The 16,772-nt window shown below is 70.1% G+C and carries 1 protein-coding gene (cut by a window edge); it reads left to right on the forward strand.

Annotated features, from left to right (window positions below; translation table 11 throughout):
* Positions 1–16,600, forward strand: the 3' portion of a protein-coding gene (locus tag ACFWM2_RS33050) for a UvrD-helicase domain-containing protein (RefSeq protein ID WP_383287609.1). Its footprint begins 15,536 nt before the window's first position; 16,600 of the gene's 32,136 nt are visible here — the last part of the coding sequence; its start codon lies off the left edge, out of view; the stop codon is at positions 16,598–16,600.
* Positions 16,601–16,772: the final 172 nt, after the last annotated feature.

Genomic DNA, 16,772 nt, shown 5'->3' on the forward strand with positions numbered 1-16,772 from the left:
CCTGCACGAGTACGCCAGCGGCCGGGACGACCTGGCGCGCACACGACTGGCCAACCCCCGACCCACCTGGGAAGAGGAGCAGCGGCGCACCCGCGACCACGAACCCACCCCGACCCCGGCGACGGCACAAACGAACACCCCGGCCGCCCAGCCGACGGCCGGCCCTGCGCCGTCCAGCGACACGGTGCGCGCCGAGCGCGACACCGTCCCCGAGGGCGACCAGCAAAGTGCCCTCCCTCCGGCCGGGGGCGACCCCGTCACCCGCGAAACCGGGGAGACGATGCGTCCCTACTTGAGCGCGAAGGAGTGGCGCAACCACCTCGCCGAAGCTCCAGTGTCGCCGCTGCATTGGGACGCGGACCCCGACCTGGCCGAGGCCTTCCGGGTGGCCGACCCGGTTGCACACGCACTGCTGTTCACCACCGGGCTCAACGACCTTGCCCTGCATCCGGGCGAGGTACCGGCCCCGCCTGAGGTCACCGTCGCCTACGCGTTCCAGCTCGCCGACGCCGCCGACGTGCTCGGTGCGTTCCTCACCGACCAGGGCGCATCCGAACGCGCCCGCCAACAGGCAACGGCATGGGCGGCCGTGATGCGCCAGAGTGCACAACGACTGCAGCAGAACGCAGCGGGCGGCTACTGGGAGCACCTGTCCGCCTCCCTGCCCCAGGGAGCCCCGCCCGGTGCCGGGGAACGCAACGCCCGCCGAGCGCAGCGCGCCGCACGCTCACACGAGTTCACCGCAGATCCCTGGCGCCTGTATGCCCCCTTGAACGGAATGGACGCCAGGCCCTGGGAGGGCCACGAGGTCACGCACACCGCGAGGTCACTGATCGCGGCCGGGGCCCTGGCCTACACCGACACCGACAGCGCGGTCGTCGTCGACATCCCGGCCCATCCGGGCGCGGTACGCACACACCGCCTGGTCTTCACCCCCCTGGATCCTCAGGCAACCCTGGACCACCTGGCGACGCTGCCGCGGTTCGCCGCCCGCACGGACGGCACCCGCTTCGAACTCGTCGACGACCTTCTCGACCACCTGCGCTCCGACAGCCCGGAGCTGGCCGAACCCGACCAGAGCGCCCTCTCTCCCCACCGGGCGGCACACCTGAGGGCGATCGCCAGCTCTGGCCACCTGGCGCTCACCCCCAGTGGGAACCTCGCCGTCTACCAGCACCCCGACGACCAGCAGTGGCACGTGGCCCTGCCTGGCCCGATGGCCGACCTTCCCGGGGCCCCGGCCCTGGCCGACAAGCGCACCGCCCTGCGGTTCGCCGCCCATGTCGAGGCCGTCCTCGCCGGCCCCTTTGAGACGCCCTTCCCGTGCACCTCTCCCCTGGCCGGACACGTCGCCCGCCTGTGGCGCACCGACTCCGGTGACACCGTCGAAGAGGCGGTCCACGCAATGGCGGTCGACGACCGGCATCTGCCAGCTGACACAGAGCACGACGCCGAAGCCCGACGCACCCGGCAGGACACCGAACTAGCCGCGGGATACACCACGCTCGCCACCACGCGGGACCTCACCTCCGGCGACCAGATCAGCTTCCGCCACCAGGTCACCGCAACCGACGTGGCCGACAGCCTCCTGCGAGGCGAGACGGCGCCCGCCGAGGGGGAGTGGGTGACCGTGAGGGGCACCGTCACCGCGGCCCCGAACCTGCGTGAACGCACCGACGAGCATGGCCAGCCTGTCGACCTGCACAGAGTCATCAGCCTGGACGACGCCACCTGGAGCGACCACCAGGGCAGCGGCGGACCCGCGTCCTGGCTCCATGGGCCGGCGCCCCGGCACCAACTGCGGCGCCACGCCCGCATGCCTCACCTCCTGCAGGAACGAGCCACTGCATTCCTTAACCGGCTCCCCGACAGCCCGGCGCCGGACGACGACGATCGCCGCCTGTTCAAGAAGGTGCGGCCCAGCGCCCCCTGGCGCCTGGCTCAGGACGCCCTCACCCGACTGGCACAGGGCGCCAGCTACAGCGGCGATCCCTCCCAGGACCTGCACCTGATCGGTGACCTGCTCCGCGACTTCGACAAGCGTTTGGGGACCGGTTCTGGTTCCTATGCCCAGACACGGCAGCACGCGCGGCAGCTGGCGGACGACATCGCCGCGGCCGCCGACCTGTTCCCGCCCGGCGAGAGGGCTGCTCGGGGACGCGGCCGCCACGGCTGGGACCTTGTCTACCCCTGGGAGCTGCAGCCCGGTGACGAGGTCTGGGCGGATGGCTTTGAGAGCTCCACGTCGCAGCGCACCAGCAACGTCCACGGCCGCGTCACCGCACCAGGCAGCTTCACCGCCGCCGGCGACAGGCTGAGTGTCTTCCGCAGCCGCTACGGCAAGGGCGGCAAATACACGCTCGCGCACAGCATGAGCGGCCCGTTCAGTTCGGTGCTCGTGCCGCTGACTGGGCTGGTTGAGCGGGCGCCGCGCCTCCTGCGGCTGCCAACGTCGCCCGAGCGAGCGCACCAGCCCGCCCAAAAGAACCGTCCCGCCGCAGCCCTCGCACCTGCGATGCAGCCGCAGACAACACTGGCCGCTCAGGCGCAGTCCGGTGCCAGCCCTACGGGCGAAGCACCCCCCAGCCTCGCCGCCGGGCCCCGCGAGGGCCACGGCAGCGACCACGACCAGCGGGCCGCCGAGCCGCTCTCCGGGGGCGGCGCCGGCCCCGGCACTCCACCGCCCTCCGCACCTGGCGGCAACGACGAGGCCGACCAGCCCGCCGAACAGCCGGAGGGCAAGCAGCCTCGGGCCGGGGCCTTCACCCACTTCAAGGTGATCAGCGCACCACGCCGCGCCCTCAACCAGGCCATCCGAGCAGTAGCGCGCACCAGCCACTTCAAGGAGCAGGCAGCCCAAAGCGGCGCAGAGACGGCCCTGAGCGACGCCCTCGCGGCCTTCACCCGGGTCTCCCTACGCGATCCCGCAGCCTTCCACGCGGCCGTCGAAGGCGTCCACGCGGCCGTCACCGCCGTAACCAACGCCTGGCGGGACACGACGGTGCCCGGCGACGCCACCCAGGCCCTGACCGATCTGGTAGAGGCAGCCGACTCCTTCACCGCCGCGTGGCGGGCCACCGCCAGCTCCGACGCCTGGGAGACCCTGTACAACGACGCGCCGCGCCCCACCAGCGCGCAGGCACAGCTCGCGCCAACCCCCACCACCATGCCCACCGGCCCGGCTGCATCGGACGGCCTCGAGGTCACCGACTGGGCCGTGCCCGCCATCGCCCTCGCCCAACAGCACGCCGTCATCCGCACCATGATCAGCCACTATGGAGTGGTTGGCTCCAGCGAACGAGGATCAGGACTCGCCGCATGTGTGCGGCGGCTGGACGATCCCGCCCAGTGGCGCGCCTGGCACGACGAACTGGTCGGATCCGGCTACGGCATCTGGCTCGGAGCGTCCAACGTCCCCGAGGACCTGCGCGCCCTGGCACGGCTCGATCCCGCCCCCGACGGAATCCAGATCACCACCCGAGGCGACCGCACTCACCTTCCCATCCACATGGTGATGCGCTGGGAGGAACTGCCCGCCTGGATCCAGCTGCGGCTGAGCGACCAAACACGCCGCGAACTCCTCGACGCCGACGCCGAGTACGTCGTCGCCGTCACCGCAACGCCGGACGGCAGTGTCGACCGGACCCGGCTGAACAACGCCGAAGAGGCAGTCTGGGACGCCCTGCAGGCCGTCGGCGCCCCGACCTCCCAGGCCCTTGCCGCGTCCTGGAACCGCTACGTGGCGCCCGCCGCGCAAACGGAAGCCGACTCGCTGTTCGAGCTGGAGCCCGCCACCCCCCAGGACAGTCCCTACGCAAGCCTGGAGGAGTTCACCCGCGCCACCACGGACGTGATCACCGCGGCCTGGGCGCTGACCGCTCATCCGCAGTGGCCGGCCGCCGACCCGCGCACCTTCCAGCTGCGTGAGGCGATGGCGGTGGTACGGGCCTTAAGCACCAGCATGCCGTCCGAGATCGTCCGCCCGATCCTGATGCTGGCCCGCGCCACCCAGAACCCCGGCCTGCGGGACGTCCTCCCGGCAGAGATGGAACCCACCTTCGCCGCGCTCGCGGGCCAAGCCCGCCGGCACGCCGACAAGACAGCCGCCACCGCATGGAGCGAAGCATGGCGGCAGATATTCCCCACCGCGATCGAGCCCTGGTACCAGGATCCATTCCTCATGCCGCGCCTGGGCTACCCCGACCCTCGCCAACGCCCCCTGGCAACACACCCCATGGAGCCGCTCAACGACTACGAGGCCTTCGGCAACCAGACCTACGAGCAGACCACCCACCCCGGCCAGCCCGACCGGCTGGCATACCGGGTCCCCGCAGCGGACGGCTACACCGTCGTCCAGGAAGCGATCTGGAGCGGCCCCGCCTACACCCTGCGTACACCCGACGACACCATCCTCGCCACCCTCGTCAAGGAGGGCTCGGGCTGGCACACCGTCATGGGACAGCACCTGCCCGGCCAGACCAGCCAACCACTCACCATCCTGCCCCCCCGGCCCTACGGGCCGGACAACTTCCACCACGCGGTCCTCAATGCACTGCGCGTCTGGGCCCAGGAGACTGGCCAGCCGCTGCCCGGCCACCCCACCTACCCCGACGCGATGCGCGTGTCCTGGGCCTTCTCCTACCTCGAACCCGTCCCCGCCGCTCTGCGCACCGCCGCCCGCCACACCTGGCCGCTCACCTACAGCCAACAGCCCGCTCTCAACCGCGTCCTGGACGCCCTTGACCAGGTCGAGGCCCACGATCGGATCCAGCTCGACGACAGCCAGATCCGCACCAAGGCCGACGCTATCGAGCGCCTCGCCCCCGCTGTGGCCGCGCTGCGCAGCCAGCTCGAGAAGGAGCAGTTTCACTCCAGTGACCTCTACGGACTCGTGCGGGTGCTGTCCGGATACGTCCACGAGATGCCCGGCCGCCTGCGCACCTTCGTCGACAGCCGCCCCACCCCTGCACCCGAACCCGCTCCTGCTGCTACGCCGACGCCCGAGACGGCAGCCCCGGCACCGGAGGTCTCGATGACCACCAGCCCCGCACCCGGCGACTACATACCGGTGACGGAGGGCGGTGTCTGGGAGCCCGACTACCCGGTGCCCGCCACTGTCGACGAGCTGTGGCAGACCGCCCGGGCCTGCGGGTGGAGCATGACGCGCGAAACAATCCCTGGCAGCTACAGCACCGACCGGTTCAAGGTCGTCCTGGAAGCCCACACCGTCGTCGGACACTGGAAGTTCGGCCTGGAATGGGGACTGCGAAAGGGCCGGTACGCCGCCGACAAGGAACGGTCCTACGCCTGGTGGCCCGACGGGCGCACCGGACCGCGCGGTGGCGAAGTACACCCGACCGTGGCCGATGCCCTCAACGCCATGCGTCGCTACGAGGCCGACCCCGCCCTGGCCGAACAAGACTCCCCCGAGCCGCAGGCCGCCGCGCAGGCCACGGATCAGGTCGCCACCTTGTCCGCCGACCCGAGCAGCGCCGCCGCATCGGGCGGCACGCCGGCCCCGACGGCCGACAGCCGCCACGCCACCCGGGAAATCGAGGGGATGCCCGGCTACTGGTGGCGCCTGGAGCCGTCACGAGAGGGCGCCCGCGACGACGTCGAGCACATCACCGTGGGCTACGGCAGCGAGCAGATCGGCCACGGGCACGGCCCCAACGGCTGGGACGGCGCCGTCAAGTGGAAGATCGCGGTCGGCACGGACTACATGCCCGGCGAGCGCACCCCGTCCGCCAGCGCCAAGAAGATCGCCGAACGTCACCAAGCCCTTCAGGAGGCCGCTCGCCTCACCGGACCCCGGCCCGCGGAGACGGTGTGGGTCCACCACGAGCGGGAGTATGGCAAGGAGACCCGTACCTACGTCTTCGGTGTCGCCGAAGGGGACAAGGACGCCCGGGCCGCGCTGGAGGCCGAGGACTTCATCCGCATGCCCAGTGCAGGCGCTTGGGTCCAGAATCCGCGTATCCGTCCCGAGACCCGGGCCTACAAGACCGGCCTGTTCGTCCGGCGCATGCTCAAGCACGGCCGCTCCATCGCCGTCCACTACCACCGCGACGGCGCACCCGCCGACACCACCCTGCCCGAGCTCGACAACGAGCGGCGCAGCGAACTCGACGCCTTCACCGAGACCGAACGCAGGGACTGGAGCCCGATCGAATTCCAGGCCGGGGACCAGGTCCTCCTGAAGGGCTCACACAGCTGGTGGCACACCGTCACCGACGTCCAGCCCAGGAAGCTCACCGTCGAGCTCGAGACCGTCGTGTACGACGATGTCCTGGCCCGCCGGCGCGGTCAGGACCTGCTCACCGCCGCCGACCCGGTCGGTGAGATCACCACCGCCCGCCCCGGAACCACTAACCTGCGCGGCCAGGCCCCCGAGGTCCTCGAACCCGAACAGGCCCGGCTGGAGCTGCCGTTGGCCGATCCCACGCACGCTCCCTTCGTCGAAGCACGCCGCGCCCAGATCACGACCGAGCGGGAGCGAGTCTCGGGCAACCTCGCGGCCACGGAGAAGCGGCGGGCCCGCCTGCAGGCGGTCCTCACCAATCCAAAGGCGCTCAAGGACCACGGGGGGAAGCTGCTGGTCAACGAGTGGGACGAGCCGCTCGGCGCCGTCATCAAGAAGGAGTTCATCGAGAACCTGCCGCGCATGCACAGTGCGTACAAGTTCTTCCTCATCGACCTGGACGGCAACCCCCTGTTCCCCCTGGACCGAAAGGGCGCGGCCCAGGGGGACGCGATCCGCCGCGAGGACCGTCTCAGCGCCAAGGCACCGGCCGGCTGGCAGCGCAGCAGCTGGAGCCAGGTGGAGCCCGGCACTGTCATCCGCCTGCCCGAGACCGCCGAGAAGGGCCTGTCGCCGGAAAACTGGTCCCAGCCCCTCACCCTGACCGGCATGCACCGCGGCCCCGACGGCTCCCTCACGGTCGAGGGCACCCAGGACGGACAACTCGTGCGGCGTGAGCTCAGCCGGGTCAATGCTCTGCCGGGGCCGCTGCGGGAGGCGGTCGGCGCATGGGCGGTACGCCCCGAGACCGTCGTCGCCCGCGCGGCACGCCCCGCGCTGATCGAGGCCCTGCTGCACACCCACACCAACGTAGTGCTTCCCGGCAGCAGCCTCGAACTCACCGACGCGCTGAAGGCCATCCGCAAGGCGGAGGAGGCGCTCGACGAACGGCCTACCCCCATCCCCGCCCTGCGCAAGCAGATTGCCGCCTCCCGGGACGCTGCCGCCCGCCTCGCGGCCGATGCCGAGCGGACCGGGTGGCCCGAGGTTGCCAAGCGGGCACAGGCAGCCCATGAGGTGGCCCAGCACTGGGCCGACGCCTTCGAGGACGTCGAGGCCACGGCCCAGCAACTGCAGGCAACCAGCACCGCGCCGACACCTGAACACGAGCGTACGCAGGAGCCTTCTGCCGCCACCTCCTCCGCCGACCCGCAGGCCACCGAGCATTCGCCGGCGGGCCGGCCCTGGACGCAGATGCGCCGCGAGGACTTCGACAGCACCCCGGCACCGGCCACACCGGACAACAGTGCCGTGCCGGAAGGCCCACTGGACCTTGACAACTCCGTCCCCAACCCCGAGCGCGACGACAACCAGTCCGCCAGCGAGGCGGCAGAGGCGGACCACGGCATATCCGGGACGGCCGCAGAAGAGGAGACGCAGCCGGACGAGTCCGCTGCCCGAAACGCCCCGGCCCCGGACCGCCCGGAGGACAACTCGGTCTCGATCTATGACGCCATGCGGCTCGGCGGCCAGGAAGTGGCCCGGGCCCTGCTGGCGCGCGTCACCGTGGGGGAATTCGCGGCCGAAGGACAGTTCCAGCGCGCCCGGGTCCTGCTGGACGGCGAGGACATCGGCTCCGTCGTCGCCCGCCCCGACGGCGGGTTCGCGGCCACCACCATCGAGAACCACACGACGAGGCACCCGTACGAGACCGTGTCCGGCGCGGTCGCCCAGGTTGTCCAGTCCTACGACGAGTGGGTCGCCACCGGCGAAGAGCGCCGGGCCCGAGCCCGCGAACTCGGGCTCGAGCAGACGCCTGCCGCGCCCGACGGGGAGCTGCCCGAGGGCGCCACGCCTGTGCTCGGCTTCCCCGACTACCACCAGGTCAGCGGCTACCCCGGCACCGTGGTGTACGGGCCGGGCAACCGGAAGATCGGCTCGGTCGAGAACCGCCCCTACAACCAGGGCAAGCACAAGACCCTGTACGGCGACGACAGCCCGATCAAGGGCCACGACACGATCGAGCGTTCCGTCCGTCACCTGGTGGAAGTGCACGCCGAACTCAACGACGTGCCCAACAACAAGACGTGGCTGAACGTGTGGATTGAGCACCACCCCGACCACACCAACGTATGGGGCGCCTCCGAGCAGTACCGCGAGCTCGTGTTCGCGCTCGAAGTCGTTGGCGGCCCGCGCGGCTTCAACCGGCGCAATGGGGTGGACGGGGCTCACCGCCAGCACGGCACGTCCCAGCACACCATGCCGAAGAACCTGACGTACGAAACCCGTACTGAGAAGATCAACACGCTGCGGGCACTGATGTTGGCGCGCGGCCGCGAGATACCCGTCTTCGTGAGCCTTGAGGCCAAGCAGGAAGCCGAAGCCGCCGACAGGGCACAGATGGCCACGCCCGCGCCCACCGCAGCAGCACGCGAGGTCGGCGCCGGGACTGCGGACGACTCGGCACCGGCAGTGCAGCAAGAGCGCACCGCACCAGCGGGCCAGTCCGCCGGCCAGCCGTCCCAGGGCCTGGCCGCGCACGTCATGACGTTCCCTGCGATGGATGTCGATGACCTCGACGAGACCATCGATGCGCTGAGGGACGCCACCGATCCGCTATCGCTGGCCTACCGGCTGGCCGCCGAGCGGCGCCGCTGGGCGCTGCTGCGCCAGGAGGCCGAAGACTGGGTGTCGCAGCCGGAGTACGACGCCGAGGGCAACCGGGTCGAGCCGTCCCGTGGGCGGATCCTGCGTGAGCGGGCCGACGGCTACCGGCTCAACCCCAACGAAGCTCAGGGCGCCGTCACCAGCGTGGACGAACTGTTGCCAGCGAAGCCCGGCGCATACACCGATGCCCGGTGGGCGGAGATCGTCGCGGCCGCCGCGGCCGCGGAGGCATTCCCGCCCACTCCTGAGCAGGACATCATCATCGAAGCCGCGGCCCGGCGCGGGTTGGACCTGCGGGTGATGGCTCTGGCCGGCACCGGCAAGTCCACCACCTTGAAGATGCTGTCGCGGCGTATGCCCGGCAAGCGCATCCTCTACCTCGCCTTCAACCGCTCGGTCGCCGACGAGGCGATCGAGGCGCAGCAGCGTGGCGAGTACAGCGAGAACCTGACTCCGACCACCGCGAACGCCTACGCCAATAGCATGGTCGACGAGGCCTTGCTGACCCGGCTGAACTGGCCGAAGCTGAACGAGCAGCAGCTCGCTGACCGGATGCGCTGGCGCTCACGGATCCGAGCCGGAGGCGAGTCGCTGACCCCGCAGCGGGCCGCGTACTTGGCCAACCGGCTGCTGTCGGAGTGGGTGAAGTCCGCCGACGACGAGTTCGCCGTGCACCACCTGCCGGACGGCCTCTCGTACAACCGGGAGGCGATCTTCGCCGCGATCCGGCCCCTCGCCCAGGAAATGTGGGACAACCTCACCGACCCGAAGGCGACCAACAAGGACCGCGATCTTCCGCTGTCCTTCGACCACACCGTCAAGATGTGGGCGCTCTCGGGCCGGGTTCCCGATACGGATGTGCTGTTCTGGGATGAGGCACAGGACGTCAACCCCGTCATGGAGTCGATCGTCGGCAACGTTCGCGAAGCTGGCATCCAGGTCGTGGCGGTGGGCGACTCCAACCAGGCCATCTATGGGTTTCGCGGAGCGACCGACGCCCTGGGGAGGCTGCCAGCGGATGCGACCTGCACGCTCACCCAGACCTTCCGGTTCGGCGATGCCGTCGCCGACCTCGGCAACCGGTTCCTGCGCCTGGGTGGCACCCGCATGCGGCTGGTGGGCTGGGACCGCAAGACCTCCCACATCGGTGAAATCACCCCGGGTGACGAGACGATGCTCATCGCCCGCACCAACGCTGGAGTGGTGCTCGGCGCCGTGGAAGGACTGCGGGCCGGCCGCAAGGTCGCGGTGTCCGGAGGGTTGAGCGACCTGCGGAAGTTCCTGGAAGCCGCCGAAGCCTTGCGCGAGGGGGAACGCACCAGCCACCAGGAACTGGCCCGATTCAACGGCATGGCCTGGGACGAAATCCTCGAGACGGCCGGAAGCGAGCCGGAGCTCAAGCAGCTCGACTCGATGTTCAAACTGATGGAACGGCACAGCGAAGAACTCGACGCGCTGCTGGAGTCCGTACGGATGCCGCGCCCGTTCGTCGAAGACGACGGCGAGCGCTTGTGGGTCAAATTCGCCTTCGGAGACGGCAACTTCCGAGCCACAAAGGAGTGGCTCAAGAGCAAGGGCGTCGACTTCGGATGGGACGAAGAGGGCAAACGGTGGGGCTACCCTCGGCCGAAGCAGCCCGCCACCGCGACCGACGCCGAGCGCCACCGGCTGCGCGAGCGAGTCGAGCAGTACATCGCCGACCGCTACACCACCCCCGCCAGCGACAACGGGGGGCAGATCGTCGACCAGGCCGCACCGCACGACCTCCTGGTGTCCACCGCGCACAAAGCCAAGGGCATGGAGTCGGAGCGCGTGCGGATCGCCGGGGACTTCCGCGGCCCCAAGGAATCCGCTGCCGGCGGCATCGACTGGGACACGATCCCCAAGGACGAGGAACTGCGCCTGGCCTACGTCGCGGTCACCCGCGCCACCGACATCCTGGACACCGGTTCGCTCGGCTGGATCTTCGACGTCACCCGCGACGAAGACCCGATGCATGAGCCGGAGGGCATCTACCAGCGCGACTGGCAGGTCAACGACTTCCAGCCGGGCACCGCTGTGTCATTCTGGACCGAAGACGGAGAGAGCCTCCTCAAAGGGGACATAGAGGAGCTCGACGGCACCGCCCTACGCGTGCGAACCGAAGACGGCCGCACAATGACGGTGGTACCCGGTCAGATCTTCCGCCGCGGCGGACAGGACCGCCCGCGCCTACCCGTCGCCAGCGACGAGGAACTGGGCGAGGCCCTCAAAAGCGGCCAATTCGTACCGATAGCGGCCTCGAGCCTGAACGGCGCAGCTGCGCAGGACGTCCCGAGTCCCAGCGGCGCTCGGACCACCGGCGGTCTGGCGCCGGAAGCTCAGAACACGCTGTCCGCCTCTGACGACACACGGGAGGAAGCCTCCGTTGGCGCCCCGGCAGCACCGGCTTCCCCTCCCGAGGAGACCCCCCGGCAGACGGTGATTCCCGAGGGTTCCACCTTCACTGTGATGAAGCCGGGCGTGGCCGCCGAACTCGCCACGGCCGATGGCACCCTGTGGTGGGGAGGCCGGGGAGCGGGCCGCAAGAACCCGATGAAGGAACCGGTCCTCGTCCGCCTCCGGTTCGGGCCGCGCGGCGTCGTCGACGTCGAGAACGCCGCAACAGGCGAGAACATCGAGCGCATCCGGACCGGTACGCCATTCTTCGCCGCTCCGGCCGTCCCCGTAGCCGAGCCGGCGTCGTCGGCCGAAGCCGACACCCAGACCGCCGTTGAGACCACTGAGGAACCGTCACCGACGGCGCCGCGTGAAGCAGAATCCGGCGACGGACAACACGCCGCCACCGAGCCGGGGTCCGGTGGCGTGGGGGCGCCGCCGTCGGCCGCAGCCGTCCCGGCGTTCCAGGTCAGTGCCCGGGCCACGGCCGCCGGTCGACGCTGGGCCGTGGTGGACCGCACCACCGGGGACATCGTGTGGATCCGCCAGCAGGGCGAGGAGCCCTTCGAAGCCCTCTTCGCGGCCAAGGAAGACGCCGAGCGCATCCGCGGCAGCGTCGCCCTCGCACCCGACATGCGCGTCCCCGCCCCTGAACCGGCAGACGTCACGCTGACTGCGGCCGAGGCGCTGCCCAACAGTCCCGGCCCCGCCCTGGCTCCGGTCCTGGGCAAGGTCATCGCCAAGGGCACTCGCGGCACCGACCAGCTGGTGAAGATCCAGGTCGGTGACAGCACCGACGGCATGCGGATCTTCGTGGCCTGGAACCCCGTCGGCGGCGACCAGGTCCAGCTCCACCAGTCCGTGTACATCTCCGGAACCCTCGGCGCCGAGGTCCACTTCAACGGGCGACTCGAAACGCCCGTCGAGGGCGGCACCGTGGAAGGCGAAACCGCCGCCCACGACCGCCTCAACCGCACGCAGCCCGCCCCCGAAGGCTGGACAGCCGCCGCCCCGGACACGCTGCCCGCCATTGAGGTGGGTCAGCAGGTTCGCATCCTCGACCCGCACCACCCCGCGCACGCGGCCACCGACCGGCAGGGTGGTGCGCAGCAGCTGTACAGCACCGTCAGTGTGGAGCTGGCCGACGGCAGCTACTTCCTCGGTGTCACGCCGGATGGCCGCGAGGTGGACTTCACCAGCGACGAGGTCATCGCGGTGCCGGTCACCGGCCCCGCCCCGCAGCCGCAGCAGACCGCTCTCGCTTCGGCATCCGACGCAGAGCAGGAGGCCTCGCGCGAGGTAGCCGCCGCCCTCCTCGCCCGGCTGAGGGGGTCCGAATTCACCTACGCCAAGCGTGCAGGCCGGTGGACGGTTGCCGAGCTCGAGCCGCGACCTGGCGGCTCGCACGTCGAGGTCCTGCTGCGCAAGAGCGGCGAGTGGGCCCAGGCCGTCGAGGTCGGACCGCACACCCTGCGCGACGAGCGCGGCCAGTATCACGGTCTCGAAGACGTGCTGGCCTGGCGAGACGCCACCCAGCTCGTGACCCTCCTGGACCGCCCCGAGCGCGCACCTCGACCCGGCGCGGCAGCCCCGGTTCTGGTGCAAGAGCCTGCTCCCAAGCCCCCACTGATCTCCCGCTCCCCGCGGAGCATGGCGCCCGCCGAACTCGAATCCAGCGCCAAGGCCCTGGACCAGTGGCTCAACGCATACGCCGCACAGAACGACACCGGTGCGAGCGTCCGCGCTGTAGAACGGCGCGACGCGCTCCGCGCCGAAATGGCACAGCGGGGCCTGCGGCAGACGGATGCCGAACAGCTCGGTGGCGTTGCCCCCTTCCGCCAGGACCTGGACGCCCTCACCCTGGAAGCCGCCGACCCCAGCGGCACCCGCGGCGTCCTGCGCAACGGCACCCGCCTGGGCACCATCGTGGCCAGCGCCGAAGGACACCACTTCGTCGCCGACGGCCAACTGGCCATGGCCGAGGGCACCGCCTACGCCAGCCCCGAGGGCGCCGCAGTCGCACTCAGCCGCTACCTGGCCGGCGTCCCCGAGAACCAGCCCCTCCACACGCCCGCAGCCAAGACTGCCCCCGCCGAGGCACCAGCCCCGCGTTTCGTCCTCACCGACGAGGACAAGTACGTCCTTACCGCTGAGGGCGTGATCGCCCGCACAGCGGACGGGAAGAAGATCCCAACCGGGGCCGACCCCAACATGCTGCTCAAGGCCCACCTGAGCGGCGTCGTCCGCTACAAGGCAGACCCGGACCAGCGCAGTCAGCGGACGATCGTCGAACTGTGCAACAAGCACGGTAAGCGGGAGGCCGGAACCCACCTGAGCTCGGGCGGCCGCCTCGCGATCATCACCGTCGGCCCCGAGCGCTACGCGGTCCGCGCGCCGGACCGGCTCACCCAGGTATTCGGCCCCTGGGGCGAGAAGATCAAGACGCGGGAGCGGGCCAACCGGATCGCAGACGCCCTGGAGAGCATCCGCGACGCCGAAGGCCGACCCTTCCCCTGGGATATGGAGAACCCCACTTTCCGTGCCCTGCAGATCAAGGCAGTCCATTGGAGGGACGAGCGCGGCCACGACATCAAGCAGGCGATCCTGCACGCTCTGGTCACCCAGTGTGTGGATGAGCGCGACGGCCGCTACGCCAAGGCGTACTACGAGAGCACCGGTGAGCGCCTGAACGCGCCCGCCCCCGAGGCACCCCGGGCTGCCCCCCAGCAGACCAACCCCTCCATGCCGGCCCCGGACGCCTTCGAGATCACCACCGTCAAGAAGGTCCTCGGGGAAGTGGCCGCCGCAGACGGCACCTTCTGGTGGAGGGGCGAAGTCAATAACCCTCGGCAGACGAACCAACTGCGCTCGAATCTCGAGCCCCTTGAGGTGCCGATCCTTGTCCGGATCCAGGAATCCGACGACGAGAAGGGCGCGAGCATCGGCTGGGTCCAGGTCCTGGACGCGGCCACCGGCGAGCCTCTTAGGAACGCGGCCACCAGCAAACCCCTCAACGTCCGCTCCACCAGTCACGTTCTGGCGGCCGCGCCCCTCGCGTCCGTTCCACCGGGGGGAGAGCAGGCCTCGGGACAGCGGCGATTCGTCTCCCTCGGCCAAGTCCGTACCCACCTCATCGCCGCGAAGATTCCCGGACTGACCCCGGAGCGGCGCACCGAGGTGCGCAAGCTCGCCCAGGAACGCGAACTGGTAGCGCTCACGGACGACGGGCAGTTCGCCATCCGCCAAACCGGCGAGACCTTCGAGGTGCTCCCTACCGGCAGCGGCCTGCCCTTCGACGGCCTGCTCCCCGACCTCTACCTCACTCCCGAGACTGCCCACGACATCTCCGTCACTCCCCGGCCCCTGGAGGGCCTGCCCTCCCTGGAGGAAGCGCGCAGCTTCGCGGGCCGGCTCACCGAGTTGCAGACCACCGGCGGAGAGCCGATCGACTGGAGCGACCCGCAGCTGGGCAACCGGCTGCGCACCGAGGACCTCGTCCACCTGAACCACACGATCCTGGAAGAGCGCGCACACCACGACCGTGCGAACGACAACGCCAACTCGCCCAGCGACGCCATGTGGCAGCTCTTCGAGGCCCGGTCCCAGCGCCCCGACCAGAGTGCCGACTCCCTGCACTGGGCGGACACCCTCAACCCCGGCGACTGGGTCTGGCTGCGGATCAACGACGAGGACAGGGCCTGGGAGGTCATCCAGCGCGCCGACACCGAGTTCGGCACAGTAGAAATCACCCTGGACGACGACAGCACCTGGCACCTGCCCCGCAACCTGCGCGTACAGCACCCGGGGGAGGACATTGTCCTCGACCCTGACGGCGAGCCCGTCGGCCTGCGTCTGGACGCGGACTTCGTCCACGCCGACGACGTCATCGAATTCGACCTGGCCCACGACGGCACCCCGCTCGAACCAACCGGTATCGCCGGAATCGCTGCCTCAGACACCACCCGGATCCGCGGCCGCGCACGCGTGACCCACCACCACCCTCACGGCGGCGGCGAACGCACCTACCTGATGGATGCCACGATCGTCAACGGCGCGGACATCGAGCCCGCCGCCTTCAAGTTGGCCGCAACGGCCTTCGAACTACCCCAGCACGTCTACCGGCTCTCCCTGCGCGTCCCGCTCGCACACCAGGAAGCACAACCGCAACCCCCGTTCTTGGCCCGGCCGATTAACACGTCGAGGCAGGAAGCGGGTGCCGACTTCGCTGAGGATCTAGGTACCAGGTTCCCGATCCGCTTTGCCGGCGAGCTTCGGCTCTCCGCAGAACTCAAGGCAGAACTCAAAGCAGAGCTGGCGGCAGACTCCGACCCGGATCTGAACATCGAAGAAGAGCTCGAAGCGACTCTGGAGCTGGCAGCCGAGCTCGAAGCCGAAGCCGAGCTGGACTACGCCACAGATCCGGAGCAGGACGATGACCCCGAGCTCGAAGCCGACAACGAAGCGGACGACGAGCCGGATCGCGAATCCGACCCCGAACTACAGGAGGAGGCGGAACCGCAGAATCTAACGACGCTCCCGACCCAAGTGTCGAAGGGAGACGACCTACGCCGGAGCCTATTGCGCCTGCTCAACGCCCCGGGCGCCCCCACCAAACCCACCGAACACGCCGTAGTCGACGACGCCTTGCTCTACGTACGCGTCGCCGAGGTCCCCCGGCACGGACGCGTCGTCCAATTTGGATTCGATCCCAAGTCACCCCGCGCCGCCGCACAGTTCACCGCTGCAGAGCTCGAAGGCGCTACCGGAGAACAGGTGCTGCGCGGCGTACTGGCCCGACGCCCCCAACCTCAACTTCACTCGGCGGATCCCCGACCGCTCACCCCCGATCGGCTGCGTGAGGACCTCTTGAAGCTCATGGACAATCCGGACGCGCCCAGCGTGCCCACCCTCCAGAGCAAGATGAGCGCCCTGAACCTGTACGTGGCAGTCACTGGACACCCGCAGCACGGGAGCGTGCTGCGCTTCGGATTCGACGCCGAGGCCCCGCCTGCCGGCCTGTTCACCCGGAACGACCTCCAGGGCGCCACCAGCGACAAGGTCGTCCGGATCGTGGAGCGCTACGGCGAAACCTTCGTGCAGGAGCGTTTCGACGCCGCTCGCGCACAGTGTGCCCTCGACCGGGTCAAGGCCGCGGCTCATGAACGCCAAGTGCCCCGGTCGCCCTCCCACAGCACCCCCTCCGGACACATGCGTCAGCAGCGTCCGGACGACCACGGGCGCCAGGCCGCCCCGGCCGCTTCTCCGAGCCGGTGAGGGGGAGCAGACCGTCTGGAGGAATCGGCCACCAAACTTCTGGGCGGCTCGTCCCCCCAGGCGGGAGGGACGCCGGGAATACGGCGAGCCCGAGCACCCGTGATCCCTAGCGTCGAAAGGCACTTGACTGCCCCAGGAAATTTAGGCGGCCCCGCCGCAACCGGACCCACCA

The sequence above is a fragment of the Streptomyces sp. NPDC058371 genome (genome assembly GCF_042723265.1).
Classification (GTDB): Bacteria; Actinomycetota; Actinomycetes; order Streptomycetales; family Streptomycetaceae; genus Streptomyces.